Source organism: Mesorhizobium sp. M0011 (genome assembly GCF_040324155.1).
In the GTDB taxonomy this organism is placed as follows: domain Bacteria; phylum Pseudomonadota; class Alphaproteobacteria; order Rhizobiales; family Rhizobiaceae; genus Mesorhizobium.
Window position 1 is genome coordinate 155,467 of sequence record NZ_JAMYVQ010000010.1, and the last position, 26,914, is coordinate 182,380.

The window sequence follows — 26,914 nt, forward strand, 5'->3', positions numbered from 1 at the left end:
TCACACTTTTCCTGGAATTGCTCTAGTCGAACAGGCTCGACACCGATTCTTCGGTCGCGGTGCGCGAAATGGCTTCGCCCATCAGGTCGGCGATCGAGATGACGCGGATGTTGGGAGCATCGAGCACGCCCTGCGTCGGCTGGATGGAATCGGTGATCACCAGTTCCTGGAGCTTCGAACCGCTGATGCGGGCAACCGCGCCGCCCGACAGCACGCCGTGCGTGATATAGGCGGTGACGCTGGTGGCGCCGTTGGCCAGCAGCGCATCGGCGGCGTTGCACAGCGTGCCGCCGGAATCGACGATGTCGTCGATAAGCAGGCAATCCTTGCCGGCGACCGCGCCGATGATGTTCATGACTTCCGATTCGCCGGGACGCTCGCGGCGCTTGTCGACGATGGCCAGTTGCGCATCGAAGCGCTTGGCCAGCGCACGGGCGCGGACCACGCCGCCAATGTCGGGCGAGACCACCACGACGTTGCCGAGCTGCTTGTATTTGGCCTTCACGTCGCGGGCCATCACCGGCACGGAAAACAGATTGTCGGTCGGAATGTCGAAGAAGCCCTGGATCTGGCCGGCATGCAGGTCAAGCGTCAGAACGCGGTCGACACCGGCGCGGGTGATCATGTTGGCGACCAGCTTGGCCGAGATCGGCGTGCGGCCGGAGGCGCGGCGGTCCTGCCTGGCGTAGCCGAAATAGGGGATGACCGCCGTGATGCGCTTGGCCGAGGAACGCATGAAGGCATCGATCATGATGAGCAATTCCATCAAATGATCGTTGGTTGGGAACGAGGTCGATTGCAGGATGAAGACATCCTCGCCGCGCACGTTTTCCTGGATTTCGACGAAGATTTCCTGGTCGGCGAAGCGCCTGACCGTGGCTTTGCCCAGCGGGACATTGAGGTACCGGGCGACCGCTTCGGCCAGCACCCTGTTGGAATTGCCCGCGAAGAGTTTCATGCACGGTTCCTGGTGGAGGATGATGAGACCTGACGGACTCGCTTGCGCCCTTTAACCGGGCTTTTAGCGGCCCGCGCCGGTATTGCAAGCGCCGAGATCGGGAATCCGCCGGCTAAACTCAAGAAAGCTCCGCGCCATCGCCGGGCTGCCACAGGGAGCAGCGGACTTGCGCTGCTCCTTCTTCTCGTTGGGCATCGGATTTTCCCAAAACTGTCTCCACTTTTGGGTCCGATGCCTCTAGCCGGCCTTGCCGCCGAGCCAGGCCGCAAATTGGTCGATGGTCTGGTCGGCGATCGTCTGCATGGTGGCCGGCGAGACCCCCTTCCAGCTGTCGCCGCCCGCGCTGGCGCCGGAATTGACCGACGGGGCCTTCTGCTGACCATTGATGCGGTGCAGCCGGTTGCCGGCGGGGTCATAGACATCCCAGACATAGATGACGGTGGTGTCGGCGCCTTCCGACATCGTCGAGAAATAGCCCTTCAGCACATGTGTCACGGTCTGGTCGGCGCTGCCGGCGAGCGTGATACCGCGCTGCCTGGCGCGGGTCTGCAACTCCGCCGTCAGAGGTGTCGCGGCTTCTACCGAAGCGCCGACGATCGGCGCGATCTGCAGGCGGGTCTTCGACAGGATGGCAGCGCTTTGGGCTGATGTGACCGGTGCGGCGGTGGTTGCGGAAGCGCCCGCCGTGCTGGTGGCGGGCCCGGCCGGAACCGTGCTGCCTGACGTTGCGGGCAGCGTCTGGGTCGACGTCGCCGGCGGCGTGATCGCCGACGGTTCGAGCACGTCCTTTGCGTTGGTGCAGGCGGCAAGAGCCAATGCCACAAGCAATGACACGGTCGTCACATGCGATCGTCTCATTTGCCTTCTAACTCCTTGGCGAAGAACGCCTCCCATTGTGGATTCACTGTACGATCAAGTCGAGATCATGGCGGGACAGCGGCTTGGGCTGGGATTCGGTGGTCAGGTAGGTGCGGCCAAGCGTCATCGCCGTCTCGGTATCGGAGTCCATGATGATCATATGGGCGAACAGCGTCATGTTGGGCGCGATCGGTTCGGGATTGCCCTGGTAGAACATCGGCATGTCCATCCAGGACGGGGTGAAGCGGGCGCCGACTGAATAGCCGCAGGCGTTCAGCCGGTGCTTGGTCAGGCCGTGCGCCTCCATGGTGCGGGCATGCGCATCGAAGACGTCGCCGAAGCTGTTGCCCGGCGTCATCGCCTTTTCGACAGCCAGGAGTGCCGCGCGGGCGGCGTCGAACAGTTCCTGATGGCGCTTCGACACCTTGCCGGTCAGCACCGTGCGCATCATCGGTGCGTGGTAGTGGTTGAAGACGCCGGCCCATTCGAGCGTCAGCTGGTCGTTCTTGGTGAGCTTGCGGCGGCCGGCCTTGTAGCGGCACAGCAGCGCGTCGACGCCGGAGCCGATGATGAACTCGTTGGCCGGATAGTCGCCGCCGCCGGCGAAGATCGCGCCTTGCATGGCGGCCAGGATCAGGGCTTCGTCGCCGCCTTGCTTGATCAGCGGCAACGCCGCATCGAGCGCATCATCGGAAAGATTGGCGGCCTTCTCGGCCTTGGCGATTTCGGCCGGGCTCTTGAACAGGCGCAGACGGCCGACAATGCCGGACGCATCGGCGATCTGGCCGAAGGTCTGCAACTGTTCGTCGAGCCGTCGGCCATTGAACGCGGTCAGGCCATGGGTGTCGTATTCGACACCGATGCGGGCGCCGAGCAGGTCGAGTTCGTTGAGCAGATTGCGCAGGTCGACCGCCGGATTGGCGCCGTTGCGGTCCGTCCACAAGACGATGTTGTCGATAATCGAGGTCTGACGCGCCTGGCGCAGGTCGGCCGAGCGGGTCAGAAGCACCATCGAACCGTCGGCCTTCACCACCAGGCACTGGAAGAAGCAGAAGCCGAACGTGTCGTAGCCGGTCAGCCAATACATGCTTTCCTGCGCGAACAGCAGGATGGCGTCGAGCTTCTTTTCGGCCATCTCGATGATCAGCCGGTCGCGCCGCGCGTCAAATTCAGATCGTTCAAAATGCAGCGCCATTATTCCCTCTCCAAGACAATTGCCGAAACCTGCCGGCCGTAATCGGGCTCCTTGCGATGCGTGGTGCGCCGGTAGGAGTAGAACAGGCCCTCCTCGGCGTAAGTGCAGCGGTCGAGGCCCTCAGCCGTCACGCCGGCCTTGGCCAACCGGTCAACCGTGTAGCGGTTGAGATCGAACATCGCATGGCCTGATTTGGCGGACGGCGCGAAATAGAGGATGTTTTCGGCGTCGGCATCGACAAAGCGGGCGACGAATTCCGGGCCGACCTCGTAGTTTTTCGGGCCGATGGAGGGGCCTAGCACGGCGACGATGTTTTGGCGCCGGGCGCCGAGGCTTTCCATCGCCAGGATGGTGTTTTCGAGCACGCCGGTGAACGCGCCTTTCCAGCCGGCGTGCGCGGCGCCGATGATGCGCGCCTGCGCATCGGCGAACAGCACGGGACCGCAATCGGCGGTCGAAGCGCCGATGGCGATGCCCGGCCGGTCGGTGACGATGGCGTCTGCCTTGGGCCGCTCGCCGGCAAAGGGCTCCCTGGCGATGATGACGTCGGGCGAATGGACCTGCCAGGCGGTCAACAGATGGCTCGCCGGCACGCCCATCCATGCCGCGACGCGGCCGCGGTTCTCGGCGACCAGCGCCTGGTCGTCATTCGATCCGGTGCCGATGTTGAGGCCCTGGTAGATGCCGCTGGAGACACCGCCGATGCGGGTGAAATAGCCGTGGCGGATGCCTTGTGCCTGCGCCTTGTCCAGCAGCGGCGACCGAACGGGATCCGGTTTGGTCTGATTCAGCATGCGGGCGTTGTTGTCCGTGTGGGCGGTTTCGTCAAGAAGAAGGTGCTTGGTCGAGAACAGGCGCTGCAAAGCGCGGACGGGAGATTGGGAGGGGCGGCGGTAAAAAGTCAATCCGCCCCGGCGAAGGGCCGAACCGCCACGCCGCGGGGCAGTACCGCAAGCACCTTGAACAGCTCGCCCATGGCTTGCGGCCCTGCGAGGCGCTCGACGTCCCCGGCGATCCTTTCGCGCGCCGCCTGGCCGGCATCGGCGCCAAGCCGGCCGGCGCGCTCGAGGATACCCATGCCGAGGAGGAAGTCGCCCTGTGTCGTCAGATGGGCTTCGAGGCCATGTGCACGCACGATCGCGGCAAGGGCGGCGAAATCGACATGGGAGGTGAGGTCGGCCTCACCGGGATTGGCCAGCACATCTTCGTGATCGTGGCTGCGCAAGGCCTGAAGCGTGTCCCCGACACCCGGCTGGAGATGGCCGTAGTCGAGAAACAGGCCAACGCCGCCATGCCTGGATATGCGCTCGGCGATCGTTGCCATGAGCGCGGTGCGGGCAGGCGCCACTTCGGCAATCGCGCCTTGCGGCGCTTGAGTGGCATCGGCGGGCAGCAGCGTCGGGTCGACCGAACCGGCGCCGGCGAAGAAGCAAAGGTCGTTGGTCTCGTCGAGGCCGACCATGCGCTCGCGCCAGCCGGTGCCGGCTCGGACGAACTGGCGGATGGGCACGGCGTCGAACAGTTCGTTGCCGACGATGAACAGCGGTTGCTGCGGCAAGGTCTCGATGGTTTCATGCCAGCCAACCGCGAAGGGTGTGGCGCCAAGCGTCTGCTTCTGCACCTCGGTCAGGCGCGGGCTGGTCTCGATCATGGCGAAGGTGGCGCCGCTGGCCAGATCAGGATCGAGCCGCGACAGCGTACGCAACATGTCCTTCATCAGCGTGCCGCGGCCGGGGCCGATCTCGGCGATGGTGGCCGGCAGCGGCCGGCCGCTCGCCTGCCACGCCTGGTACATCCACACGGCGACCAGTTCGCCGAACATCTGGCTGATTTCCGGCGCGGTGATGAAGTCGCCGCCCGCACCAAAAGGCTCGCGCGTCGTGTAGTAGCCGTCCGCCGGGTCGAACAGGCACAGCGCCATGTATTCGTTGACCGGGATCGGCCCCAATGCCTCGATCAGGTCGACGATGCGGGTTTTCAGCCGTGTCATGCCGGCTGCGGCTGCGCCACCGGCCTGGCGGTCAGCATCGCCCAGATACCGGCCAGCACCATCGGCGTCGACAGGATCATGCCCATGGTCAGCCAGTTGGTGCCGAGGAGGTAGCCGAGCTGCTGGTCGGGCTCTCGGAAGAACTCGACGAAAATGCGCGACAGGCCGTAGCCGCAGATGAAGGCGCCGCCGACGAAGCGCGGCGTCTTCAACTTGAGGCGCGAATGGGTGAGGATGCGCAGCACGAGGAACAGCACCACGCCTTCGAGAAGCGCCTCGTAGAGCTGGCTCGGGTGACGGGCAAACGGCCCGCCATTGGGAAACTCGAAAGCCCAGGGCACGTCGGTTGGCCGGCCCCACAGCTCGGAATTGATGAAATTGGCGACGCGCACCAGGCCAAGGCCGACCGGCACGCCGGCGGCCACGACGTCAAACAGCGACCATGTGCGGATGCCGCGCTTGATGGAAAACAGCGTCATGGCGAGGATGACGCCAAGCAGGCCGCCATGGAACGACATACCGCCTTGCCAGACCGCCAAGATGTCGAGCGGGTGGGCGATGTAGCGCGGCAGATCATAGAACAGCACATAGCCGGTGCGGCCGCCCAGCACGACGCCGATGGCCGCCCAGACGATGAAGTCGTCGAGATCCTCCGGCTTCATCGGCAGGACGCTGTTCGGCCATAGCTTGGCATTAGAGGCGAGCCGCTTGGCATACCACCAGGCGAACAGGATGCCGACGATATAGCCGACGCCATACCAATGCACCGCCAGCGGCCCGATCTGGATGAGGATCGGGTTGATGTTGGGGAAGGGTAGGGAGGCCAGCGGCAGCAGGAAATATTCGTTCAACGGGGAACTCTCATTGCGAAACGCGTTTGCGCGCGGACCATGCGGCAGGGTTTTGGCAGGGTCAAGGCAAGGTGGGCGCCCTCGACTTGATGCCGCAGCGCGGCGCAACATGCTTGCATTCGACGCGCGGCGCCATTACCTCATTTCGAGCAAGCGAGGATTTGCCATGTCGACCGGACCGAACCGCATTCTCGATGAATTCGCCAAGCTGATGACCGATGCCGCCGGCGCTGCCCAGGGCGTGCGCCGGGAGGTGGAGACCGCCTTCAAAGGCCAGGCCGAACGCATCCTCAACACCATGGACGTGGTGCAGCGCGAAGAGTTCGAGGCCGCGCGCGAGATGGCCGCCAAGGCCCGGGAAGAAAACACCCGCCTTGCCGCCCGTATCGAGGTGCTCGAGGCGAAGCTTGCGGAACTGGCCGGTGACGCCGCACCGGCGGCGGCGGCCAAGCCCCGCACAAAAAAATAATCGTTAAACTTTTCCACATAGCCCGATCCTGAAAAGCGCTTTGCCGTGAATCGCTTAACGGCATTGCATGAATCTTTGTGACAGCGGCTTTCCACATGCGAATGACGCAGTGCGAAAAATTGGGCTGTTCACGCGACTCCCGATCAATAGACTGAATTTGTTGCATGATTCGGAGCAGGGTCATGCGACCGGGCGGTGGGGTCCGGTCTGGGGTCTTTGCGTCGAGAAGTAGTCTTTTGCGCAGGAAAGTCCTGGCCGTCCGAGTTCTAGACAAGATTGTTCGTTGTGTGTGCCCTCCCGCGGAGCGTGTGGCGGCGCTCGTACAGAACGACAGGAAGCATTCCATGGAACTTCTCGAACTCGAATTCTCCCGCGAAATCCATCCGGTGGATGTTATCGAGCAGGTGGCCCACAACAACGACTGGTCCTTTGAGCGGGCAGGCGACGACGAGATTTCGATCTCGGTTGCCGGAAGCTGGACCGACTATCACGTCTCCTTTTCGTGGATGGAGGATTTCGAAGCGCTGCACCTGGCCTGTGCCTTCGACATCAAGGTGCCGGAGACCCGCGCGCTGGAAGTGATGCGGCTCTTGTCGTTGATCAATGAGCAGATGCTGTTTGGCCATTTCGACCTTTGGGAGCAGGAGGGCGCGATTATGTTCCGCCAGTCGCTGCTGCTGGCCGGCGGGGTCGAGCCGTCGAGCCAGCAGGTCGAAGTGCTGCTGTCGTCGGCGCTGGAAGCCTGCGAATGCTATTTCCAGGCGTTCCAGTTCGTCGTCTGGTCGGGAACCTCGGCCAAGGACGCCCTGGCCGGCGTGCTGTTCGAGACCTACGGCAACGCCTGAGTCCCCGTAAGGCAGACAAGAACCAAGATGAGTTCGAACAGCGAGCGCAAGCCCGAGATCAGTTTTGCCGATTTCGATCGTGTCGACATCCGCGCCGGCACGATCGTCGAGGCCGAACCGTTTCCCGAGGCGCGCAAGCCCGCATTCAAGCTGAAGATCGATTTCGGCGCCGGCATCGGCATCAAGAAATCGTCGGCGCAGATCACCAAATATTATACACCGGAGACGCTGATCGGCCGGCAGGTGTTCGCGGTGGTCAATTTCCCGCCGCGCCAGATCGGTCCGTTCATGTCGGAAGTGCTGACGCTCGGCTTTCCCGACGAAGAGGGCGCTGTGGTGCTCGGCGCGATTGAGCTCAAGGTGCCGGATGGCGGGCGGTTGTTTTAGGCTAGAGGAACGACCGTCGCGTTCCTTCGCGCTTCCTCCGTCCTGCTGATGTCGAACAGTACGGTGCCGCCAGCCTTTGGTCAGGCCGCCAGCTTGCGCGTTGTGCCCAGTGCTTCCTCGACCGTATCGAGAAACATCTCCGCACAGGCTTTCCAGCTATAGCGCATGGCACGTTCGCGGGCTTCGGCACGGTCTACATTGAGCGCGGCGAGTGAGGCCTCGCGCAGATCGTTGGAGACCGCGCCGCCAAAGCCGTCGCCGACGATGTCGATCGGCCCGGTCACCGGATAGGCGGCAACCGGCGTGCCGCTGGCCAATGCCTCGATGATGACGTTGCCGAACGTGTCGGTGCGGCTCGGGAAGACGAAGACATCGGCCGAGGCATAGATCTCGGCCAGTTCGTCGTTGGGGCGATGGCCAAGGAAATGCGCTTGCGGATATTTTGCCTTGAGCCTGGCAAGCTCGGGGCCTTCGCCGACGATCACCTTGCTGCCCGGCAGGTCGAGGTCGAGAAAGGCGGAGAGGTTCTTTTCGATGGCGACGCGGCCGACGCAGAGGAAGACAGGGCCGGGGAAGCCGAGATCCTTCTTCTTGTCGGGCCGGAAATGGTCGGTGTCGACGCCGCGCGTCCACGGCCGCAGCTTGGTGAAGCCGCGCGCTGAGAGGTCGTCTGCGAGCGACTGGGTGGCGACCAGCGTGCCTTGGCCGGAATTGTGGAAATCGCGCAGCCAGCGATAGGCCCAGCTCTCCGGCACCGGCAGCCGTGCGCTGAGATATTCGGGGAAGCGCGTGTGATAGCTGGTGGTGAACGGCCGGCCGGCATTGCGGCAATAGCGCCGCGCCATGATGCCGAGCGGTCCTTCGGTGACGATGTGGAGGTGGTCGGCTCTGCCGGCGTCGATCAGGCGCGCGACATGGCCGGGCGTGGTCAGCGCCAGCCTGATGTCGGGATAGGTCGGCAAGGGCAGGGTGCGAAAGATGTTCGGCGTCAGGAAATCCACGGCGACATCGAAGGATTTCAGCGTCTCGGTGAGCCGCTCCAGCGTGTGGACAACGCCGTTAACCTGCGGCCGCCAGGCATCGGTGACCATCAATATGCGCATGGCGGCCCTTTGCAGGAAAGGTCGACGGTTGCCTTGAGACGATGCCGGAACGGCGACCAGCCCGCTGCTCTCGCTTCGCTCCAGCGCACCCGGACGGGCACGGGGTCGAAGTGAGGCGGCAAGGCCGAATCGATTGAGGTCGCGCGCTTCATGCAGGCTCTTGATCATGGTTTCATGACGGGCGGATGAAGCCGGTTTCCACTTTTCGGAATCGTGCCCCGTTATGCGGGAACCTTGATGACAGCGCGCAGTCCGCCGAGCGGGCTGTCTTCAAGGGTGATGTCGCCGCCATGGGAACGGGCGATGTCGCGGGCGATCGACAGGCCGAGCCCTGTGCCGCTGGCATCGAGGTTGCGGGCCTCGTCGAGCCGCACGAAGGGTTTGAACACGTCTTCGCGCCGGTCAGCGGGGATGCCCGGACCATCGTCGTCGATGGTGACCAGCAGCGAGCCGCGGCCATGGGTGGCGTTGACTTCCACCGTCTTGGCATAGCGGAAGGCGTTGCCGATCACGTTGGACATCAGCCGGGCAAAGGCGTTCGGCCGCACATGCACATCGGGGTCTCCGGCAAGCGTCGTCGACAGCTTGCGCTTGCGCAGCCTGGCCTCCTCGTCGAGCTTCTCGAAATAGGCCTCGAGATCGAACCGTCCGGCGTCTTCCGAAGCCTCGCCACGGGCAAAGGCGAGATAGCCTTCGAGCATCGACTGCATGTCGTCGATGTCCTGGTCGAGCGCGGCCTTGGTCTCGGCCTTGCCGCCGGAAAGCGCCAACTGCAGCTTGAAGCGGGTGAGGATGGTTCGCAGGTCATGGCTGACGCCGGTCAGCATGGCGGTGCGTTGCTCGATCTGGCGCTCGATGCGCTCGCGCATCTGCATGAAGGCAAAGCCGGCGCGGCGAACCTCCTCGGCGCCGCGCGGCCGGAAGTCGCGCGGCATCGGCCGGCCCTTGCCGAAGCTTTCGGCGGCTTCGGCGAGCATCAGGATCGGCCGGATCTGGTTGCGCAGGAAGGGGATGGCGATCATCAGGAGCACCAGCGAGGTGCCGACCATCCAGATCAGGAAGATGTGGGTGTTGGAGGCATAGGCCTGGCTGCGGCGCACGAAGACGCGCAGCACCTTGCCCTCGAGCTGCACGCGCACCTCGACGATGTTGGAGTTGCCGACCGTGTCGATCCAGAACGGGCGGTTGATCTGGCGGGTGATCTCGGACGAGAGAACATCATCCAAAATCGAGAAAAACGGCTTTGGACCGGGCGCGGGCAGTGGGTCGGGCGGCAAGAGGTCGACCTTCAGCTGCATGCGGTCCTGGGCGATGCGGATGATGTTGGTGTAGTCGGCATCGCGCGGATAGGTCTCGATCAGGTCGATGATGGCGGCAATGTCGCGCACGGTGGCCTGCGACAGGCGCTGCGTCACGGTTGCCCAATGACGTTCCATGAAGACGAAGGCGACGACCGATTGCAGCAGGATCATCGGCGCGATGACGATGATCAGCGAGCGGGCATAGAGCCGCTTGGGCATATAGAGCGAGACGAGGCGCCAGAAGCGGTTCCAGGCGCGCGGCACCGCCTTCAGCGTCCGCGCGGCGCGTGCGCTCAAGCCGCCATTGCCCGGCTGTTCCAGTTCCGTGGTTGCCATTCGCTCATTTCGCTTGCCCGCAGCCGCTCAGCAGGCCGCAGGCGGCATTCTATTCCACGCTGAGCCGATACCCAATACCGCGCACGGTCTGCAGCCAGACCGGGTTGGACGGATCGCGCTCGATCTTGCGGCGCAGCCGGTTGATCTGGACGTCGATGGTGCGCTCGCCGACCTCCGAATCGTCACCGACAAGCTCGTGGCGGGGTATCGTCTCGCCGGCCCTTGCCGCGAAGATCGCCAGGATCTCCTGTTCGCGGTCGGTCAGCTTCAGCGCCTCGCCGCCACGCTTCAATTCGCGCCGGGCGATCTGGAAGGTGTAGGGGCCGAAGACCAACTGCTCGACCTTGGGCGTGGTCGCCGGGCCACCACGGCGAAGGATGTTGTTGATGCGCAGGATCAGCTCGCGCGGATCGAACGGCTTCGGCAGGTAGTCGTCGGCGCCGGCCTCAAGCCCTGAGATGCGGCTGTCGGTCTCCGACAGGGCCGTCAGCATCAGGATCGGTACGTTCTTTTCGGCCCGCAGCGACTTGGTCAGGTCGACGCCCGTCTCACCCGGCATCATGACGTCCAGCACCAGAAGGTCGAAGTCGAGGCCGGCAAGCTTGCGCCTGGCTTCGCCGGCATTGCCGGCGACGGTGACGCGAAAGCCGTTTTCGGTCAGATACTGCTTGAGAAGATTGCGGATTCGGGTGTCGTCGTCGACCACAAGCAGGTGTGGCGCGTCGTCGTCCGGTGCGGCCGCGTGATCGACCCGTTCAGTGCTCTCCATGGCTTTTCCCTGACATTTTTGCGGACCCAACGTCGATCTGCGCCCTCAGTTCCGGATTGACCATCGCTTCGAGGAACCGTTCCACCAAGGTCCGTTCGGTTACTCCGGAACCCCCCAATGCAGCATGGATGCGGCGCGACTGTGGCCGCGCCAGCGCCAGCGCCAGCGCACGGCCCTTGGCCGTCGGATAAAGTTCGCGCTGGCGGCGGTCGCGCGGACCTTGCAACTGCACGACATGGTCGGTGTCAATCAACTGCTTGAGCACACGGGCCAGGCTCTGTTTGGTGATCTTCAGCACGTCGAGCAGTTCGGCGACCGTCAGGCCCGGCCTGCGGTTGACGAAATGCAGCACCCGGTGGTGGGCCCGGCCGAAGCCGTAGTCGGCCAGGATCTGGTCCGGATCGGAGGTGAAGTCACGATAGGCGAAGAAGAGCAGCTCGATGATGGCGAAGTCGATGCCGTCCTCGACCGACATCGCGGTCCTGATCGGTTTTCCGGCGGCTGGGCTTCGATCCGTCATTATTTCTCCGTGGGAAAGAGAGATTATGTCAGTACTATTGACGTAATTTCCCTGCAATGGTAATTTTTGACAAGCTTTTGGGCGGATTGCGAACGAAAAGGCAAGGGAAGCCGGTTTTTCCGGAATTTCCTAAGTTTGCCAGAGCGCAATTATCCGCCTACGCTCCACCATAAAAGCCGCTTTGGGCGGCCGACACGAAACACACAACGATACAACTATCCGGGCTGCCGCCCGTGGGAGGTTACCATGGCATCCGTTCCCTTCGATCAACTCGATGGCTTCATCTGGATGAACGGCGAATTCGTCCAATGGGGTGACGCCAAGATCCATGTGCTGACGCACGGGCTGCATTACGCCAGCGCCGTTTTCGAGGGAGAGCGCGCCTATGGCGGCGAGATCTTCAAGCTCAACGAACACACCGAGCGCCTGCATGAATCGGCACGCCTGCTCGGTTTCAATATCCCCTATTCGGTGGCCGAGCTCAACGACGCCTCTTCCACGCTTCTCAAGAAGCAGGGTTTCCAGGACGCCTATGTCCGGCCGATTGCCTGGCGCGGCAGTGAGCAGATGGGCGTCTCGGCGCAGAACAACCGCATCAACTGCGCCATCGCCATCTGGCAATGGCCGAGCTATTTCGATCCTGCGCAGAAGCTGAAAGGCATCCGTCTCGATGTGGCGGAATGGCGCCGGCCCGACCCGCGCACCGCGCCTTCCAAGTCGAAGGCAGCCGGCCTCTACATGATCTGCACCATGTCCAAGCACGCCGCCGAGGCCAAGGGCTATGCCGACGCCATGATGCTCGACTGGCGTGGCCAGGTCGCCGAAGCGACCGGAGCCAACATCTTCTTCGTCAAGGAGGGCAAGATTCACACACCCAAGCCCGACTGCTTCCTCGACGGCATCACCCGCCGCACGGTCATTGGGCTGGCCAAGGATCGCGCCTTGGAGGTGATTGAACGCGCCATCCTGCCGGAAGAGCTGGAAAGCTTCGAGCAGTGCTTCCTGACCGGGACGGCAGCGGAAGTGACGCCGGTTTCCGAGATCGGGCCTTACCGATTCGAGGTCGGCGAAATAGCCAAGAATCTTATGAATGACTATTCTGCGGCCGTTCAGCCCAAGCACGCGATCGCCGCAGAATAACGAAAGTCACAGCTTTTTTAGGAAGTAGGGGCGGTTTTCGGGCCGCCCCTTTTATTTCAGCGTTTCTGCATTTGACTTTCGTCTAATTCGGCGTCTCATGATGGTGTCGGCCCGGGAGGCTGACAGCTATGGAGGGACTAATCATATGGACATGAACACGCTTCTTCCGATCATCATACAGGTGATTACTGGCGTCATCGGTGGTCAGGCGGTCGGTGCGGCGCTCAAGACGGCGGCGATGGGTCAGCTTCCCAAAATCCTGGGCGGAGCCATTGGCGGCGTCGGCGGTGCGGCGATCCTCGGCAGCCTGCTGGGTGGCGGTGCGGTCGATCCGGCGGCTGCGGCAGCAGCAACGAGCGGTCTCGGCAGCGCGCTGAACCTGCAGAACATCGTCGGCGGCGCCGGCGGCGGCGCGATCTTGACCGCCATTCTCGGCGCGGTCATGGGCGCCATGAAGAAGTAGGCAGGCCGTTTCGGTCTTTTCAAATGGGCGGCTTCGGCCGCCCATTTCCGTTTTCGGAGCTACCGATGTTCGTCTTTCGAGGGTGGACGCCCTTTGTCCGCGCCTCTACATCACCCGTGAACATCGAAAGGACGATCATGGGTCAGCTCAATGCCGGCATCGTGCCGGTCACACCGTTCCAGCAGAATTGCACCATCCTGTTCGACATGGATGACAAGCATGGCGTCGTCGTCGATCCTGGCGGCGATATCGACAAGGTGCTGGCGGTGCTGAAGGACAATGCGATCTCAGCCGGGGCTATCTGGATAACGCATGGCCACATCGACCATGCCGGCGGCGCAATGGAGTTGAAGGAGGCGCTCGGCGTCGAGATCATCGGTCCGCATGAGGCCGACAAGTCGCTGCTCGACAATCTGGAAAACCAGGGCAAGCGCTACGGCATCGCCGGAGCGCGTAACTGCGTGCCCGACCGGTTCCTGGCCGAAGGCGAGACCGTGTCGTTCGGCGGCCATGTGTTCGAGGTGCTGCACTGCCCCGGCCATGCACCAGGTCACGTTGTTTATTACAACCGCGCGGCCAAGTTCGCCCATGTCGGCGACGTGCTGTTCCGCGGCTCGGTCGGCCGCACCGACCTGCCGGGCGGCGACCACGCGGCGCTGATCGCTTCGATCAAGGACAAGCTCCTGCCGCTCGGCGACGACATCGGCTTCATCTGTGGCCACGGTCCCGGCGGACGTTTTGGCGAGGAGAGGCGGACCAACCCTTTTTTGACTTGAACCAGGCTCGGAACCGTAGCTGTTTTCATCAGCCTCAAGCGACCGTTGACATTGTAGGGACCACAACAAAAAAGCGCTGGCCTTGCGGTCAGCGCTTTTCTGTTTTGGGGCAGGGAAGCCCTTGGTTTAATTGGCAGTGCAGAAATGCTGTTCGCCGTCATTGCCGGTGAACGTGCCGGTACGGGAATTGAAGCTGCGGTAGCGGTCCGAGCAGTATTCGTACCAGTCACGCGTCCATGGCTCGGCATAACGATCGGCGTAGACCACTCGCGGCTCCGCATAGTAGCGGCGCACCGGGGCCGGGCGTATCACCACGTCACGATCGTAACCGTCATCGTAGTAGCGGTCAGCGCCGGGCGGCGGCCGGTCATTGGCCAATGCACCACCGATCAGCGCGCCGGCCGCGAGGCCGAGCACGCCGGCGGCAATGGCATCGCCGTTGCCATGATGGCCATGATGACGGCGCCAGTCGCGCGCATTGGCGGCGGGCAAGGCCGTGAGCGTGGTAGCGACCACGGCAGCGGCCAGGACGGCGGTTTTGAAAATTCGGTTCATGTCGATCTCCTTCGTGCCGGCCCGTGTAGTTTCGGGGATGCGGTCCGGCTTTACCGAAGACTAATATGCGACCGTGGCTGAACGGGGGCTGAACGGATTTTTACGTGTCTATTCAAAACAGACGTCAAAAATCATAGGCTCTCAAGGGAGCGATCTGCCTGGGATCGCCGGTTTGAAGCCGGCTCAGCCGACCGACAGGTTGACGGCCTTGGGACCCTTGCCGCGCTTGTCCGGCTCGGTGTCGAACGACACTTTCTGGCCATCCTCGAGACCGGGAAGACCGGACGCCTGCACGGCTGAAATATGGACGAAAACATCCTTCGCTCCATCATCGGGCGTGATGAAGCCGAAGCCCTTGGCATGGTTGAAGAATTTGACGGTGCCGGTCTGCGGCATGGGAAGCTCCTTTGTCCCATAAACTCCAGTCTCGGGCCGGCAAATGCCCGAGTGGAAATTTGTCCTTTATTTTAGCGTCATCGGCAAGGGAAAGTTTTGCGGGCGTCTAAAGCACGTTGCGGCGCGCTTTGGGTCTTTGTTTTTATGCAAGTCGTTGCCCAGAACCTGGCGGCTTGGGCGACATCACCGGCCCGCGCCTTCGATAAGGAAAAGGCGCGACGAAGATCGCCGCGCCTTTCAAAATTCAGATCCCTCTCCAGGCCAGGTGCAGGCATGGAGCCTCCGTCGCACGTCCGAGTGACATGCGGCGCGCCGATGGCTCAGGCTGCGCGGAGGTTGACGGCCTTGGGGCCCTTGCCCATGCGGTCCGGCTCGACGTCGAAGGTGACCTTCTGGCCGTCGACGAGCGTGCGCAAGCCGGAGGCTTCGATCGCGGAGATATGGACGAACACATCCTTGGCGCCACCATCGGGCGTGATGAAACCGAAGCCTTTGGTCGCGTTGAAGAATTTAACGGTGCCGGTCTGGGCCATTGGGGAAACTCCTTCACCCGTTCAGTCTTTGGTGGTCCCGCCCGCCGCCTGGCGCAAAGGGCAGTTCCCGGTGGTTGCTTCGGCAGTCATGCATTGGCGCATGGTCAAACCCCCCGCCGAAAACGGGGCCGTCAGAGATTCACAGTATCGGGGAAAGGTCGTCCAAAACGTTCCGCTCTCCGGGTCGCAAATGCCCGAACACGGAATTTATCGCACGGAAACGTGATGGTTGCAAGATACCGCCGCGGGCCGCCACACTGGGCGCATCCCGACGCAAGGATCGACTGACTTGGGCATCGATGGGCTCGGCATAGGCTTGCTTGCCGGTCGGGTCTTCGGCCAAAGCCAGCCCACGAATGGGCCAGACATCGGCGGCGCGCTACCCCCCTTGCGGGCCAGGCGCCGTCGTCGTTGCGGGGCTCAAACGGGGTTGCATTTGGCAAAGGAATGGCGAGGATCGGTAACCGGGGACCGATCGTGGGAGATCATCATGAAATTTCTGGCGGCAATCTTTTCGCGGCAGGGTTTTGCCATCCTGTTGCTGTCGGCAATTCTTGCCGCCTGCACCGTCGTCGTCGATGAGGGACCAGGGCCGCGCCCGCGTCCGCCACGGCCCGAACCGCAATATTGCAGCAAGCAGTACGAGCCGGTCTGTGCCCGCCGCGGCGGCGACCGCCAGACCTTCGCCAATGCCTGTCTTGCCGACCGGGCCGGCTACCGCATCGTGCGCGACGGCCCGTGCCGCGACGGCGGCGGTGGCGGTGGCGGTGGCGGTGGCGGTGAAGAGCAGACGTTCTGCACCCGCGAATATGCTCCGGTCTGCGGCCGCCGTCATGGCGAGATGCGCACCTTCCCCAATTCCTGCGAAGCCCGCGCCGCGGACTATCGCGTCGTTGGTGACGGGCCGTGCTGAGAACGATGCGCCTTGTTGAGGACGACAGGCGTCAAGCCGTCGGCTTCACCTGGCGACAGTAGGCGATGAACTCGGACGCGGGCATGGGTCTGGCGAAAAGCCAGCCCTGGGCGTAGTCGACGTCGCGCGCCGCGAGGTAGTCGGCTTGCGCCTGCGTTTCCACGCCCTCGGCAACGATCTTCAGCTTTAGTGTCTTGGCCATGTCGATGATATGCGGGGTGACGGAACTGGTGGCGGAATTCGTGCTGATCGTATCGATGAACGATTTGTCGATCTTGAGCGCATCGAGCGGCAGCCCCTCGAGATAGGACAGGCTGGAATAGCCGGTGCCGAAGTCGTCGATTGCCACTGCGTGGCCAAGTTCGCGGGCACGAACGAGCGTCGAGCGGGCCGAGTTGATATCGACGAAACCTCGCTCCGTCGCCTCGATCCAGATTTGCTGGGGCCGGATCCCGGTGTGCTGCAACGCCTTTTCGATGATAGGCAGGACCCGCGCGGTGCCGACATCGGTTGCGCTGAGATTGATGGCGATGTGAAGCGAGCGGTCGGCGACCAGAAGCCTGTTCAGGTCGAACACAACCATCGCAATGACCTGATCGGTGATCGCCGTGATCAGGCCGCTCTCTTCCGCCAGCGGAATGAAGAGATCGGGCCGGACGAGGGAACCGTTCGGCCGCTTCCAGCGCACCAGCGCTTCCGCCCCGATGCAATTGCCGGTCCTGAGTTCGACGATCGGCTGATAGTGGACGATGAATTCGCGCTTGCGCACGGCGATCTGCAATTCTCCCAAGGGCGAAAGCCGCCTTCGCGACAGCCACACAACCATGCCGATGATGAAGGCGGCCATGAAGGCGCCGAGCGGGAGCAGCAGGAATTGCTGCTGGCGAACGCTGCCCAGGATCTGGCTTGTCGGTTCGGTGGCGACAGCGATCCAGCCCGTCTCGCGCGCGGTGGCAAACAGGAGATCGTCATCGATGCCTTCGTCGGGGCCGGCGACGATCTTCTCGATGCGGGCGGGATCCGGTCCGTTCAGCGCGCCAAGCAGGATGCCCGTTTGCGTCGTCAAAGCGAGCTGGACACCGGGATCGACGATGACGTCGACAAAGCGTACCGGATCGACAAGGACATTGTGGTCCCTGTATTGCAGCGCCATCAGAAAATGGTCCTCGCTCATCACCGGCTGCATGCGGGCGGTGACGGCAATGCCGTCCCTGGTGGTGAAGTCAGGGGTGGATTGCGCAACGCGCGCTTCGGTCGATCCCCAGGAAGAGCATTTAAGCAGGCCGTTTTCGAAATAGCCCATTTCTTCGATCGGGCGCGTGTTGATGGTGAGTTGCCGCATGCGGGCTATATGGTCCGCCGAACAGCGGACGCCGGTGAACTGGTCGATCTGCGCAAGGCGACGGTCGCATCCTTGAGCGAGATGTCGGCCCTGGCGATGGCGCGGCTGGCGAACAACTGCAGCCGCTCATGTTCCTTTTGGACGGCCTGAAGCCAAGCGAGATGAAACATAGCCGCTATCGGTACGATGGCGCCCAGCATGGCCAACACCACCGCCGTCACGATGATGCGCGACCTGTCCATGCGCCTCCTGCCTTCGGGTATGAGCGGCGATCGTGGGTGGTCGCCCGCAAACGTCTCGGCCACCAATCGTGGCAGCGGCCCGGTTCAGGCGGATCTTAGGGCCTCGATCTTACGTGAACTTTAATGGAGTCGTGGGGCAGCACCGCCGCTCTAAACCGGATAGGCGCCGTCGGCCGGGCCGGCGTAAAGCTCGCTGCCATTGTCGTCGCAAATGCGCAGGCGATCGGGGATTTGCGGCATGGCCAGCGTGTGGAACAGCGCGGTGGCGCCCTGCAGCGCGGCGCGCAGGTTCGGCGCCTCCAGTGATACCTTGTCGAGAGTGGCTTCGTCGGCGTCGCGCGACCGGTAGAACTCGATGACGAAATTCAAGCGCGCCTCCGTGGCAGAGCATTGCGCGGGCCTGTTCAGTCAATTCGTCCCCCACAGAGGGACGACGGAGAGGACGCACGAGGCGCGCCCTCCAGTTTGTCAGCCCTTCGACTTCGGCTTCAGGCTGCTCTCCGCCTGCTTGACCGAGGAGCCGAACGGGGAGGCGGGCTTTGCCACGACCTTGTCCTTCTTCGGCTTGCGCGTTTCGCGGTTGCTTCGCTGTTGACCTTTGGACATGTCGTGCTCCTGCTTCAGTGTTGGCTTGGCGGTGGGGTCTCAGATAAGCGGGTTGCTGGCAACAACCGGGTTGCCGGCAACAACCGGATCTGCCGGTTCGAGATTGTCTTCGGTGGTGACCCGCTCATAGGTCTCCTGCTCGCTGCGGATGCGGTACTGCGGCGAACCATCCTTGACCGGCAGCCTGCTCTTGATCTGGAACAGTTCGGCGGTCTTCTGGACGAGGCCGGTGCGGCTCTTCATGCGCACGGTCTGACCGATCGAAAACTGGTGCGCGGGCGTGTCGGTACGCGGGCGCGCATTCTGCTGGAAACGGATCATGCTGCATTCTCCCTGTCGCGCTTCAGCGCTGTTTCGAGTTCGAGGTAATCGATGGCGACAAGCTGGCTGGTGGGCGGGTTTTCCGCTGCCCTTGCCGGCAGATGGATGAAAGTGGCGACGCGGCGCCAGGCAAGCCGCGACATGCCCTCGATCAGCTCTTCGTCGTGGTCGATGTCGTAGTCGCCGGCCGGCAGCTGCCCTTCCAGTCCGCCGAGCACGAAAGGTGCGGTGAAGTGCGCGATGGAGTGGGTGGTGCGGTCCGGCATTGTCTTACCTATGCAAAGCAGCGGTCCTGAAAACAAAAAAGCGGGGACGAGCCCCGCTTTCCTATTTCCGGCAGTCGCTGGAAATAAGCCGCTTTCGAGAGCTGCCAGTACATCCGTGGTCAGCGTTCATCGAATTCGGCCGGATCAGATCAATTGCAAATTGGCGGTCGACTCGCGGCCCTTGGTGTCACGCTCCAACTCGAACTGCAGCTTCTGGCCTTCGGCGAGGCCGGGGAAGCCGGCGCGCTCCAGTGCGCTGACATGGACAAAGACGTCCTTGCCGCCATCGGTCGGCTGAATGAAGCCGAAGCCCTTCTGGCCATTGTAGAACTTCACGGTTCCGGTGTTCATGTCGGTCTTTCAAAGAATGAGAATGGTCGCGCGGAGCGAATATGCCGCGCGCTCGGTATCGATGATTTGGAATGAGATTGGCGGGTCGAGAACCTCTGACGCCGCGAGATGCCAATTCTGGCCCAAAGCGATCCTGTACAGATAGGCCTTTGTTGTAATTTAATCAAGGCGTTTTAAAATAAAATTGGGTTTCATTCAAAAAATTGCGCGCTGTAACTATCAGAAAAATGATGATACAAATTCATACAATTCAAAACCTGTTTGAAGCTTAGCGGGAATAATTCTCCCGGTATTTTCATTTTTCTTGTGAATTGAAGAAGGAGACCTCGTGATGTCCGTAAAGACGCCAACAGGCACCCCCGTAACGATCACGCCGGTCGCAAAGCCGGCAATGGCAAAGCCGATGGTTGTCCTGTCGCCGCGGCTGACTGTCAGAAGTGACGAGGCGGCAAAGCGAAGGATCGCCGACACCGATGGAACGGTCCGGCGTGCCAGGCAGGTTGCCGAGACCAATCGCCTGATTTGATCTTTCCGCACCGACGAAAGGACGAGACAGCAGGCGAAGCCTTGAACCTGCGGCGCCGATGGCTTAGATCGCCACAGGCGGACAAAACACGGCAGGTTTCCCATCAACAGAGATCAAAGACGAGCGGCGGGTGCGGGAGCCAGGTCTGGCGCAGGCGGACAGCCGCCGCTGGGCCTCGACCAGTATGTGCAGCAGGCGTTGCAACTGCATCAGGCCGGGCGCCGGCAAGAGGCTGAGACGATCTACCGGCAGGTGTTGGCGCGTCAGCCCAAGCATGCGGCCGCGGCGCATTTCCTGGGACTGCTGCTGCACCAGACCGGGCGCAGCGAAGAAGGGCTGGATCTCATCGAACGGTCGGTGAGCCTGCAGCCGACGAATCCCGATTTTCTCAACAATTTCGGTACGGTGATGCGCGACCTCGGCCGCCCTGCTGCGGCCATCGATTTCTTCCGCGGTGCGGTGGATCTGCGGCCGGACCAGCTCGCGGCGCGCGACAATCTCGGCTCATCGCTGAAGCAGGTCGGCCAGTTCGAAGAGGCCGAAGAGATTTATCGCGGCACGGTTGCACGCAACCCATTTCATGTGCGCGCCCGCATCGGGCTTGCCGAAACCCTGCAGGAAGCCGGGCGGCTGGATGAGGCGCTCGCCATCTTCCGCGAAGCGCTGACGATCCGGCCCAAGGATGCCGACCTGCTGCACGGGCTCGGCGTCGGGCTGATGGAAAAGGGCAAGCTCGACGAGGCGGCCGACCTGTTCCGGCAGGCGTTGGCGATCAATCCCGCCATGGCCACAGCCTGGCTGATGCTGACGCAGGTCAAGCGCCAGAAGGAGCGCGACAGCGAGCTTGGGGGCATGGAGGCCCAGCATGCCAAGGCGCCGCAGGACAGCCTGGCACGCATGCAGCTGTCTTTCGGACTCGGCAAGGCGAATGACGATCTCAGGGATTATGGCCGGGCCTTCGACTATTTCGCCGAAGGCAATGCGATCCGCCGCAAAGGCATCGACTACGATCAGGCCAGGACGCGGGCCGAGTTCGAAGCGATGAAGGCCACCTTCGATGCCGGCTTCTTCGAGAAGCACAGGCCCAGCTCAATCAGCGACGACACGCCGATCTTCATCGTCGGCATGCCGCGTTCGGGCACGACGCTGGTCGAACAGATCATTGCCAGCCATCCGCAGGTCTACGGCGCAGGCGAGCTCAGCATCTTGAAGAAGGCGGTCGGCAAGCAGTTCCCGGCGACCATGCCGGGTGGCTTCCCATGGGGCGTATCGGATACCGGCGATGCGGATTTTGCCGAGGCAGGCCAAGCCTATCTCGACATGCTGCATGCCCGCTATCCGAACATGCGTCACGTCACCGACAAAATGCCAGGCAACTTCCTGCTTGTCGGCTTCATCCACATGATGATGCCGAAGGCCAGGATCATCCACTGCGCGCGCGATGCAGCGGCCACCTGCCTGTCGATCTACAAGGTGCATTTCCGCGGCGACAGCCATCGCTATGGCTACGATCTCGGCGAGCTCGCCGACTTCCACAATCTCTACACCGACATCATGAAGCATTGGCACACGGTGCTGCCGGGCGTCGTGCATGATGTACGCTACGAGGATTTTGTCGCCGACCAGGACGGACAGACGCGGGCATTGATCGCTCATCTCGGCCTGCCTTGGGACGATGCGGCACTATCGTTCCACGAAACCGACCGACCGGTTCGCACGGCTTCAGCCGCACAGGTGCGTCAGCCGATGTATCAGGGGTCGGTCGATCTGTGGAAGCGCTATGGAGACCGGCTCAAGCCGCTGCTGGACAAGCTGGATTAGCGGCCTGGTCACAGTTTAGCCGAAGCACAAGCTTCGTCATCCCATGACCTGCGCGGCTTCGCTTCGCTCCTTGCTCCGCCATAGGATGACGAAGCGATGGGCGATTAGGTTAAGGGCAAGAAAGCGCCGCGCGAAAGGAATCCGCGCGACGCGCTTGGAGTATTTGGTGTGCAGGCCACCTTGGGTCGGCGCGCCTACATCTCAATGAATGGCTTGAAGCCACCGAAGATCATGCGTTTGCCGTCGAACGGCATGTCCGCCCAATCGGCCTTCAAGCGCGGGTCGGCCATCACCTTGGCCATGACGGCATCGCGGCTCTCCCGCGACTCATAGACCGCCCAGGCGAAGACGACGATCTCGTCGTCCTTGGCCTGCACGGCACGCGGGAAGGACGTGACCTCGCCATAGGGCACGTCGTCGCCGATGCATTCGACATAGGCGAGCGCGCCATGTTCCCTCCAGATAGGCCCTGCGAGGTTGGCCAGCTTCTTGTAGTCATCGAGTTTTGCCTTGGATACGGCAAGTACGAAACCATCGACATAGGACATTTTGGATCTCCTCCTGGAAGTTCACAAGCCCTCACCGGCTGGCCGGTGAGGGCTCGGGCTATCGGCGGCAGATCAGGCTTTCTTCACCGGCGCGTTCATCGCCCATTCGACGCCGAACGGGTCGCGCATATTGCCCCATTGATCACCCCAGAACATGACCTGGAGCGGCACGGCGACTTCGCAGCCGGCATCGACGGCGCGCTTCCACCAGGCTTCGATATCGTCGCTGCCGAGGTGAAGCTGCATTGTGTAACCCTGCGGCTTGACGGCGGGCATTCCGTTTTCCGGATAGAAATCGGAGAGCATGAGCGTCGAGCCGTTGATGTAGAGGTGAATGTGCATGGTGCGGCCTTTTTCGTCCGCCGGATAGGCAAAGACCTGCTCCGCGCCGAAGGCCTTCTTGTAGAATTCGGCAGCCTTGAAGGCGCCATCCAACTGCAGATAGGGGGTCAATCCGCCGAGCACTTTGGCCGCGGGCTGAACGGGGGTCTGGTCAGTCATTTGTTGTTCCTCTTTGCGTTTGGCCTTGCGAGCCAAAGGACGGATGAGGCGGCGGCGATCCTACATGGCCGGGAGATTTTTTTTGGCCGACCGGCCCTGGACTGGCCAGGCAGCCGGCAGCTGAACGAGAGACGTGAAACGAACTTGCGTCGACCGCCCCCAATCAGAGCGCAATTCTCGCTGCTCGCGGGCTAGAACAGATGGATCACGCGAACGCCTCTTCAACCCCGGGACGACAATGATCCTCTATTATCAGACTCACTCGCCCTTCGCGCGCAAGGCGCTCGTCTTCGCTCATGAGGTCGGCATTGCCGATCGGCTCGAGGTCATTCATCACGAGACCAGTCCGACCTTGCGCAATGCTCGCGTCTACGCCGAAAATCCGCTCGGCAAAGTGCCGGTGCTGTTGCGGCCCGACGCGTCGCCGATGTTCGATTCCGATGTCATCTGCGCCTATCTCGACACACTGCATGACGGCCGCAAGCTGCTGCCGCAGGGCGGCGAGGCGCGCTGGCAGGCGTTGCGGCTGCAGTCGGTTGCCCAAGGCCTGACTCAGACGGGTATAGCCTTGCGCTGGGAGACGGAAAGAAGACCCGAACAGCTGCGTTATAGCGCTCTCGCCGACGGACACCGGGAAAAGATCGAGGCGAGCTACGATTGGATCGAAAGCACGCTGGACGACGAGGCACCGCTCCATGTCGGCCATATAGCCTTGGCCACGACGCTGTCCTGGATGGCGTTCCGCCACCTTCCGCCTTTTCGCTCACGGGCGCGGCTGACGCGCTGGTTCGACGCTTTCGAGAAGCGCGTATCGATGCAGGCGACGCCGCTTTCAGGCGATACGCATGACTGACCAGCACCTCGTGACATTCGGCGTCAATAGCGACGGTTGTTTTGCGCGTCGAAGACGTCCGGAAAGCCGATATCCTTGCGCAGCGAGGCTGGCAGTGAAAGCAGGATGCGCTCGCTGCGGTGACGAGCGCGCGCTGCCGCATATCGGGTTGCGACGCGACCGATGGATGAAAGAACCGACATGATAATTCTCCCTGGGTTGGCGCCGGCATCATCGTGTCGGCATCCCAAGGACGCGACGGGCTGAGGCTATCCGACAGACCGTCGAGATTTTTTATCGCGGCGTCTGATGGTCTGTCCGAATGCTGCCGTGCGGACCTACGCAACCCTGAGCGTAGGGATCGCTGAAACATCAACTTCACGCTCTGCGTGCCAAGCATCGAAAGCCGCTTGCATTCGAAGCCAAATCGCGGCGCCGTCGCCGAACAGCTTCCCGAGGCGAGCGGCCACAGCCGGCGAAACCGGCTTCTTTTCGCGGATGATGTCATAGAGCTGCTGCCGGGAGATCCCGAGCAGATTTGCAATTTCCACCTTGGTCTTTCCAGTTGCCGGGATAATGTCCTCAAGCAGCGCTCCCGGGTGGGAGGGACAACGCTCAATAGGACGCGTCGGCTCGTGCACGGTCATAAGTCGAACTTCTCCAGTCTGGCCGCCTCAGTGATATTGCTCGAAATCGACGCGGGCGGCGTCCTTGCCGTCGAACTCGAATGTGATGCACCACGGACCGTTGACGTGGACCGTGTAGCGGATTGGATCGAAGCCTTTCAGCGGGTGGAAATCGAAGCCGGGAAGGTTCATTTCCTCCGGCTTCTCCGAAGCTTCCAGGCGGTCAAGCCGGACAAGAATGCGCTTGTGCATCTTGGCGTCGATCTTGCCGGTCTTCCAGTTTGAAAGAGGTCCGACAGCGCCTTGTTCTTGAAGGCTTGATCATCGGTATATGTAAACAGATTGCTTACAAAAAACAAGGTCTGTAAGCAAATAATTTACATGCCAGTCGACTCCGTGGCCTCATCCTGAGGTTTCAACCACCGAGCGGAAGAAATCCTCCGGGTCTTCGACTTCGGTGAGCTTCCGCTTCTCGATCAGCCAGAAGCGGTTGCCGATGGCGCGGATGAAGGAGCGGTCGTGCGAGGCGAGCACGCAGCTTGCCTGATGTGCCAGCAGTTCCGCTTCCAGCGCTTCCTGGCCGTCGATGTCGAGATGGTTGGTCGGCTCGTCGAGCAGATAGAAGTTGGGATCGGCGAGCCTGAGCGCCAGCATCATCAGCCGCGCCTTCTGGCCGCCGGACAGCACGCCGATCTTTTTCTCCTGCATCTCGATGACCACGCCGGCGCCGGCCAGCAACGACCGTGCGCGCTGCTCGCCGATATCGTAGCGCCGCGAGACCAGCGCCAGCGGCGTGTCGTCGCCGCTGATGCCGGACAGCGCCTGGTCGCTGTAGCCGAGCACGGTCGACGGCGTCACCTTCACATTCCGCAACGTGTCCGGTTCGATGATGGCATTGCGGATCAAGGTGACGAAGCGCGACTTGCCGACGCCATTGCGGCCGAGCAGCACGATGCGGTCGCCCTGGCAGATATGGCGCCTGCCGGTCTGAAACAGCAGTGTGCCGTCGGGTGTTTCGACAGCCGCGTCGTCGAGCGTGATCAGCACTTTGGCGTGAGTGCCGCGATTGGCCAGTTTTATGGCACCCGCCGACTTCTCGCGATGCGCCGGGTTCGCCGCTTCCTCTAGTTTTTCGGCCCGCTGGTTGAGTTGCTTGGTCTTGACCGTCAGCAGATCGCTGCCCGAATTGATGCCGATGTTGTTGAGCTTGGCCGCCTGTCGGCGCAATTGCTGCGCCACCTTCATGTCGCGCTGGAACTTGCGCTCCGTCGAAGCATCGACGTCGTCGAGCGCCTGTCTGGCGCGGGAGTAGGGCAGAGCAAACACCGGCGACTGTTCAGGGCGCAGGAAAAGCGTCCGGTTGGTGGTGGCGTCGAGGAAGGCCCGGTCGTGGCTGGCGATGACGACCGGCACTTCGCGCGGCAGCGTGTTCAGCCAAGTTTCGAGCTGGCTGATGCGGGCCAGATCGAGATGGTTGGTCGGTTCGTCGAGCAGCAGCACGTCCGGATCTGTCACCCAGACGCGGGCGATCAGCGCCAGTCTCTGCCAGCCGCCGCTCAGCGCCTGCATTGGCCGCTCGCGCATGGGCTCCGGCACATCGAGTGAATCGAGAACCACGTCGACGCGCCACAGCTCGCTTTCAGCCTGCTCGGGCGGCAAGACGTCGGCCACTACCTGATGGAAGCTGCGGGTGAGAAGGGCCGGGGCAACGGATTGCTCGACATGACCGACGCGCAGGCCGCGCGTGCGGGTGATGTCACCGGAGGTCGGCTCCATCTCGCCGGTCAGGCATTTCAGCAAGGTCGACTTGCCGCGGCCATTGGCGGCGACAATGCCGAGCCGGTCGCCGGAGCCGATGGTGAGGTCGAGATTGGCAAACAGCGGCGCACTCATGGTGACGCCGAGGGATTTGAGGCTGATCAGGGCCATTTTGATTTCTCTGGTCTTGCCGGAGGAAAAGTCCGGTTCAATGCACTTTGACGGTGCGCAGGCTGGCCATCAGGCTCGGCGTTGCAACACCACGAAGGGCAGACCAAAAAATCGAAGCGGGAAAACCCGGACCGTCCCTGGTCAGCCCTGCAAGCAAGCTCCCAGGGCAGAAATCGGGCCACGCTGACGATGGTGACGATGAAACGTAAACACGTGAGCCCTCCTTTCAAGACGTTCGAGTGTGCGGAGCGATTACACCAAAGGCGAGGCTGGTGGCAAGTGGGCGGTCCAGGAGGGAGCGATGCGGTGAAGCTGCCAATCTCCCCCCTCGTGGGGGAGATGTCCGGCAGGACAGAGGGGGGGCGCTGTCCTGCCGGCGTTTGAATGAGGTAGTGTGCTGAGAGTTCTGCAAATTCGCTGAGAGAGGGCGGTCATGGCAGGCTGGTGATGTTCAACGTCACCGATTCCCGCGAAGGAACGCCACCATGACCAAGACAGAAGGTAAATCGACCAGCGCTGCCGTCAAAGACATTCTGCTTTCAAACCCGGAGGGGCTGCACGAAGTGATCCGTGCAGTAATGCAGGAGGTTCTCGAGGCCGAGATGGAGGAGGCGCTGGGTGCTTCGAAGGGCGAACGGACGCCCG

The 26,914-nt window shown here is 62.4% G+C and carries 37 protein-coding genes and 1 pseudogene; 10 read left to right on the top strand and 28 right to left on the bottom strand.

What is annotated here, in order from left to right:
- Window positions 1–22: 22 nt before the first annotated feature.
- The 7 genes from NKK51_RS14315 to lgt form a co-directional block, all read right to left on the bottom strand.
- Complete coding sequence (locus NKK51_RS14315) at window positions 23–958, bottom strand: ribose-phosphate pyrophosphokinase (protein WP_013530002.1); 936 nt, start codon at window positions 956–958, stop codon at window positions 23–25.
- Between the two features lie 63 nt (window positions 959–1,021).
- Entirely contained in the window at window positions 1,022–1,153 is a 132-nt protein-coding gene (locus NKK51_RS14320) for a hypothetical protein (RefSeq protein WP_281040476.1), read from the bottom strand.
- A 42-nt stretch (window positions 1,154–1,195) separates the two neighbouring features.
- The gene (locus NKK51_RS14325; protein WP_352553459.1) at window positions 1,196–1,816 is read right to left on the bottom strand and encodes a hypothetical protein; all 621 of its coding nucleotides are present in this window, start codon (window positions 1,814–1,816) and stop codon (window positions 1,196–1,198) included.
- Between the two features lie 43 nt (window positions 1,817–1,859).
- On the bottom strand, window positions 1,860–3,011 hold the full coding sequence (locus NKK51_RS14330; RefSeq protein WP_127270541.1) for a M24 family metallopeptidase: 1,152 nt from the start codon (window positions 3,009–3,011) through the stop codon (window positions 1,860–1,862).
- Window positions 3,011–3,805, bottom strand: coding sequence for a peptidoglycan editing factor PgeF (gene pgeF / locus NKK51_RS14335; protein WP_352553461.1), 795 nt, complete (start codon window positions 3,803–3,805; stop codon window positions 3,011–3,013). Before pgeF ends, NKK51_RS14330 begins: the two co-directional genes overlap by 1 nt.
- Window positions 3,806–3,912: 107 nt before the next feature.
- The gene (locus tag NKK51_RS14340; protein WP_127297715.1) at window positions 3,913–5,001 is read right to left on the bottom strand and encodes a class I SAM-dependent methyltransferase; all 1,089 of its coding nucleotides are present in this window, start codon (window positions 4,999–5,001) and stop codon (window positions 3,913–3,915) included.
- The gene (gene lgt, locus NKK51_RS14345) at window positions 4,998–5,852 is read right to left on the bottom strand and encodes a prolipoprotein diacylglyceryl transferase (protein WP_352553463.1); all 855 of its coding nucleotides are present in this window, start codon (window positions 5,850–5,852) and stop codon (window positions 4,998–5,000) included. Before lgt ends, NKK51_RS14340 begins: the two co-directional genes overlap by 4 nt.
- Window positions 5,853–6,018: 166 nt before the next feature.
- On the opposite strand from lgt, the gene NKK51_RS14350 reads away from it, so the two are divergent.
- From NKK51_RS14350 to NKK51_RS14360, 3 genes are all read left to right on the top strand, one after another.
- Complete coding sequence (locus NKK51_RS14350; RefSeq protein WP_023809810.1) at window positions 6,019–6,321, top strand: accessory factor UbiK family protein; 303 nt, start codon at window positions 6,019–6,021, stop codon at window positions 6,319–6,321.
- Window positions 6,322–6,665: 344 nt separating this feature from the next.
- Entirely contained in the window at window positions 6,666–7,166 is a 501-nt protein-coding gene (locus NKK51_RS14355; protein WP_013893499.1) for a type III secretion system chaperone family protein, read from the top strand.
- A gap of 27 nt (window positions 7,167–7,193) precedes the next feature.
- Window positions 7,194–7,553: a tRNA-binding protein gene (locus NKK51_RS14360; RefSeq protein WP_352553464.1), complete on the top strand. Its 360-nt coding sequence runs from the start codon at window positions 7,194–7,196 to the stop codon at window positions 7,551–7,553.
- A gap of 80 nt (window positions 7,554–7,633) precedes the next feature.
- Here NKK51_RS14360 and NKK51_RS14365 read toward each other — a convergent pair whose 3' ends face one another.
- The 4 genes from NKK51_RS14365 to NKK51_RS14380 all read right to left on the bottom strand — a co-directional run bounded on the left by NKK51_RS14365 (window position 7,634) and on the right by NKK51_RS14380 (window position 11,582).
- The gene (locus tag NKK51_RS14365) at window positions 7,634–8,656 is read right to left on the bottom strand and encodes a glycosyltransferase family 4 protein (protein WP_352553500.1); all 1,023 of its coding nucleotides are present in this window, start codon (window positions 8,654–8,656) and stop codon (window positions 7,634–7,636) included.
- Window positions 8,657–8,877: 221 nt separating this feature from the next.
- Window positions 8,878–10,293, bottom strand: coding sequence for an ATP-binding protein (locus NKK51_RS14370; protein WP_023809807.1), 1,416 nt, complete (start codon window positions 10,291–10,293; stop codon window positions 8,878–8,880).
- Window positions 10,294–10,342: 49 nt separating this feature from the next.
- On the bottom strand, window positions 10,343–11,062 hold the full coding sequence (locus NKK51_RS14375) for a response regulator (RefSeq protein ID WP_013530014.1): 720 nt from the start codon (window positions 11,060–11,062) through the stop codon (window positions 10,343–10,345).
- A complete protein-coding gene (locus NKK51_RS14380) occupies window positions 11,049–11,582 on the bottom strand; it encodes a MarR family winged helix-turn-helix transcriptional regulator (RefSeq protein ID WP_352553466.1) in 534 nt (177 codons plus the stop codon). Before NKK51_RS14380 ends, NKK51_RS14375 begins: the two co-directional genes overlap by 14 nt.
- 246 nt (window positions 11,583–11,828) lie before the next feature.
- On the opposite strand from NKK51_RS14380, the gene NKK51_RS14385 reads away from it, so the two are divergent.
- The 3 genes from NKK51_RS14385 to NKK51_RS14395 all read left to right on the top strand — a co-directional run bounded on the left by NKK51_RS14385 (window position 11,829) and on the right by NKK51_RS14395 (window position 13,961).
- Window positions 11,829–12,722, top strand: a complete 894-nt coding sequence (locus tag NKK51_RS14385; protein WP_023809805.1) for a branched-chain amino acid aminotransferase — start codon at window positions 11,829–11,831, stop codon at window positions 12,720–12,722.
- A gap of 145 nt (window positions 12,723–12,867) precedes the next feature.
- Window positions 12,868–13,185, top strand: coding sequence for a hypothetical protein (locus NKK51_RS14390; protein ID WP_023809804.1), 318 nt, complete (start codon window positions 12,868–12,870; stop codon window positions 13,183–13,185).
- A gap of 137 nt (window positions 13,186–13,322) precedes the next feature.
- Window positions 13,323–13,961 (top strand): MBL fold metallo-hydrolase, encoded by a 639-nt coding sequence (locus tag NKK51_RS14395; RefSeq protein ID WP_024505622.1) that lies wholly within the window; start codon window positions 13,323–13,325, stop codon window positions 13,959–13,961.
- A 126-nt stretch (window positions 13,962–14,087) separates the two neighbouring features.
- On the opposite strand, the gene NKK51_RS14400 is transcribed toward NKK51_RS14395, so the two are convergent.
- The 3 genes from NKK51_RS14400 to NKK51_RS14410 form a co-directional block, all read right to left on the bottom strand.
- Window positions 14,088–14,516: a BA14K family protein gene (locus NKK51_RS14400; protein WP_023809802.1), complete on the bottom strand. Its 429-nt coding sequence runs from the start codon at window positions 14,514–14,516 to the stop codon at window positions 14,088–14,090.
- Between the two features lie 183 nt (window positions 14,517–14,699).
- Window positions 14,700–14,912 carry a cold-shock protein gene (locus NKK51_RS14405; RefSeq protein WP_013530020.1) on the bottom strand — a complete coding sequence of 71 codons (213 nt, stop codon included), beginning with the start codon at window positions 14,910–14,912 and terminating at the stop codon, window positions 14,700–14,702.
- 320 nt (window positions 14,913–15,232) lie between these two features.
- Window positions 15,233–15,445, bottom strand: a complete 213-nt coding sequence (locus NKK51_RS14410) for a cold-shock protein (protein ID WP_006202520.1) — start codon at window positions 15,443–15,445, stop codon at window positions 15,233–15,235.
- Between the two features lie 490 nt (window positions 15,446–15,935).
- On the opposite strand from NKK51_RS14410, the gene NKK51_RS14415 reads away from it, so the two are divergent.
- Window positions 15,936–16,358: a Kazal-type serine protease inhibitor domain-containing protein gene (locus NKK51_RS14415; RefSeq protein WP_352553468.1), complete on the top strand. Its 423-nt coding sequence runs from the start codon at window positions 15,936–15,938 to the stop codon at window positions 16,356–16,358.
- Window positions 16,359–16,389: 31 nt separating this feature from the next.
- Here NKK51_RS14415 and NKK51_RS14420 read toward each other — a convergent pair whose 3' ends face one another.
- The 8 genes from NKK51_RS14420 to NKK51_RS14455 form a co-directional block, all read right to left on the bottom strand.
- The gene (locus tag NKK51_RS14420) at window positions 16,390–17,748 is read right to left on the bottom strand and encodes an EAL domain-containing protein (protein ID WP_352553502.1); all 1,359 of its coding nucleotides are present in this window, start codon (window positions 17,746–17,748) and stop codon (window positions 16,390–16,392) included.
- Window positions 17,706–17,942 (bottom strand): hypothetical protein, encoded by a 237-nt coding sequence (locus tag NKK51_RS14425; protein WP_352553470.1) that lies wholly within the window; start codon window positions 17,940–17,942, stop codon window positions 17,706–17,708. The genes NKK51_RS14420 and NKK51_RS14425 overlap by 43 nt, the downstream gene beginning before the upstream one ends.
- 150 nt (window positions 17,943–18,092) lie before the next feature.
- Window positions 18,093–18,311: a hypothetical protein gene (locus NKK51_RS14430; protein ID WP_136615974.1), complete on the bottom strand. Its 219-nt coding sequence runs from the start codon at window positions 18,309–18,311 to the stop codon at window positions 18,093–18,095.
- 99 nt (window positions 18,312–18,410) lie between these two features.
- Entirely contained in the window at window positions 18,411–18,548 is a 138-nt protein-coding gene (locus NKK51_RS14435; RefSeq protein WP_164482279.1) for a hypothetical protein, read from the bottom strand.
- A 39-nt stretch (window positions 18,549–18,587) separates the two neighbouring features.
- A complete protein-coding gene (locus NKK51_RS14440) occupies window positions 18,588–18,869 on the bottom strand; it encodes a hypothetical protein (protein ID WP_023809799.1) in 282 nt (93 codons plus the stop codon).
- Window positions 18,866–19,135 (bottom strand): hypothetical protein, encoded by a 270-nt coding sequence (locus NKK51_RS14445; RefSeq protein ID WP_352553473.1) that lies wholly within the window; start codon window positions 19,133–19,135, stop codon window positions 18,866–18,868. The genes NKK51_RS14440 and NKK51_RS14445 overlap by 4 nt, the downstream gene beginning before the upstream one ends.
- 144 nt (window positions 19,136–19,279) lie before the next feature.
- Window positions 19,280–19,486, bottom strand: coding sequence for a cold-shock protein (locus tag NKK51_RS14450; protein WP_352553475.1), 207 nt, complete (start codon window positions 19,484–19,486; stop codon window positions 19,280–19,282).
- A 219-nt stretch (window positions 19,487–19,705) separates the two neighbouring features.
- Window positions 19,706–20,116 (bottom strand): hypothetical protein, encoded by a 411-nt coding sequence (locus tag NKK51_RS14455; RefSeq protein WP_352553477.1) that lies wholly within the window; start codon window positions 20,114–20,116, stop codon window positions 19,706–19,708.
- 94 nt (window positions 20,117–20,210) lie between these two features.
- On the opposite strand from NKK51_RS14455, the gene NKK51_RS14460 reads away from it, so the two are divergent.
- Window positions 20,211–21,833 carry a tetratricopeptide repeat-containing sulfotransferase family protein gene (locus NKK51_RS14460; RefSeq protein ID WP_352553479.1) on the top strand — a complete coding sequence of 541 codons (1,623 nt, stop codon included), beginning with the start codon at window positions 20,211–20,213 and terminating at the stop codon, window positions 21,831–21,833.
- Window positions 21,834–22,027: 194 nt separating this feature from the next.
- On the opposite strand, the gene NKK51_RS14465 is transcribed toward NKK51_RS14460, so the two are convergent.
- Together NKK51_RS14465 and NKK51_RS14470 are read right to left on the bottom strand one after the other, a co-directional pair.
- On the bottom strand, window positions 22,028–22,381 hold the full coding sequence (locus NKK51_RS14465; protein ID WP_127294961.1) for a DUF1428 domain-containing protein: 354 nt from the start codon (window positions 22,379–22,381) through the stop codon (window positions 22,028–22,030).
- A gap of 72 nt (window positions 22,382–22,453) precedes the next feature.
- Window positions 22,454–22,882 carry a VOC family protein gene (locus tag NKK51_RS14470; RefSeq protein WP_023809793.1) on the bottom strand — a complete coding sequence of 143 codons (429 nt, stop codon included), beginning with the start codon at window positions 22,880–22,882 and terminating at the stop codon, window positions 22,454–22,456.
- Window positions 22,883–23,120: 238 nt separating this feature from the next.
- Between NKK51_RS14470 and NKK51_RS14475 the strand changes: the two genes are divergently transcribed.
- Window positions 23,121–23,735 (top strand): glutathione S-transferase family protein, encoded by a 615-nt coding sequence (locus tag NKK51_RS14475; RefSeq protein WP_352553481.1) that lies wholly within the window; start codon window positions 23,121–23,123, stop codon window positions 23,733–23,735.
- A gap of 23 nt (window positions 23,736–23,758) precedes the next feature.
- On the opposite strand, the gene NKK51_RS14480 is transcribed toward NKK51_RS14475, so the two are convergent.
- The 4 genes and pseudogenes from NKK51_RS14480 to NKK51_RS14495 form a co-directional block, all read right to left on the bottom strand.
- Complete coding sequence (locus tag NKK51_RS14480) at window positions 23,759–23,917, bottom strand: hypothetical protein (RefSeq protein ID WP_352553483.1); 159 nt, start codon at window positions 23,915–23,917, stop codon at window positions 23,759–23,761.
- Window positions 23,918–24,052: 135 nt separating this feature from the next.
- Entirely contained in the window at window positions 24,053–24,361 is a 309-nt protein-coding gene (locus NKK51_RS14485) for a HigA family addiction module antitoxin (RefSeq protein ID WP_127268663.1), read from the bottom strand.
- Between the two features lie 27 nt (window positions 24,362–24,388).
- Window positions 24,389–24,681 (bottom strand): annotated as a pseudogene (locus tag NKK51_RS14490) (type II toxin-antitoxin system RelE/ParE family toxin).
- A 61-nt stretch (window positions 24,682–24,742) separates the two neighbouring features.
- Window positions 24,743–26,269 (bottom strand): ABC-F family ATP-binding cassette domain-containing protein, encoded by a 1,527-nt coding sequence (locus NKK51_RS14495; protein ID WP_352553485.1) that lies wholly within the window; start codon window positions 26,267–26,269, stop codon window positions 24,743–24,745.
- 485 nt (window positions 26,270–26,754) lie between these two features.
- On the opposite strand from NKK51_RS14495, the gene NKK51_RS14500 reads away from it, so the two are divergent.
- Window positions 26,755–26,914: transposase (locus NKK51_RS14500; protein ID WP_352553504.1), on the top strand; the 160-nt coding region annotated here is incomplete at its 3' end.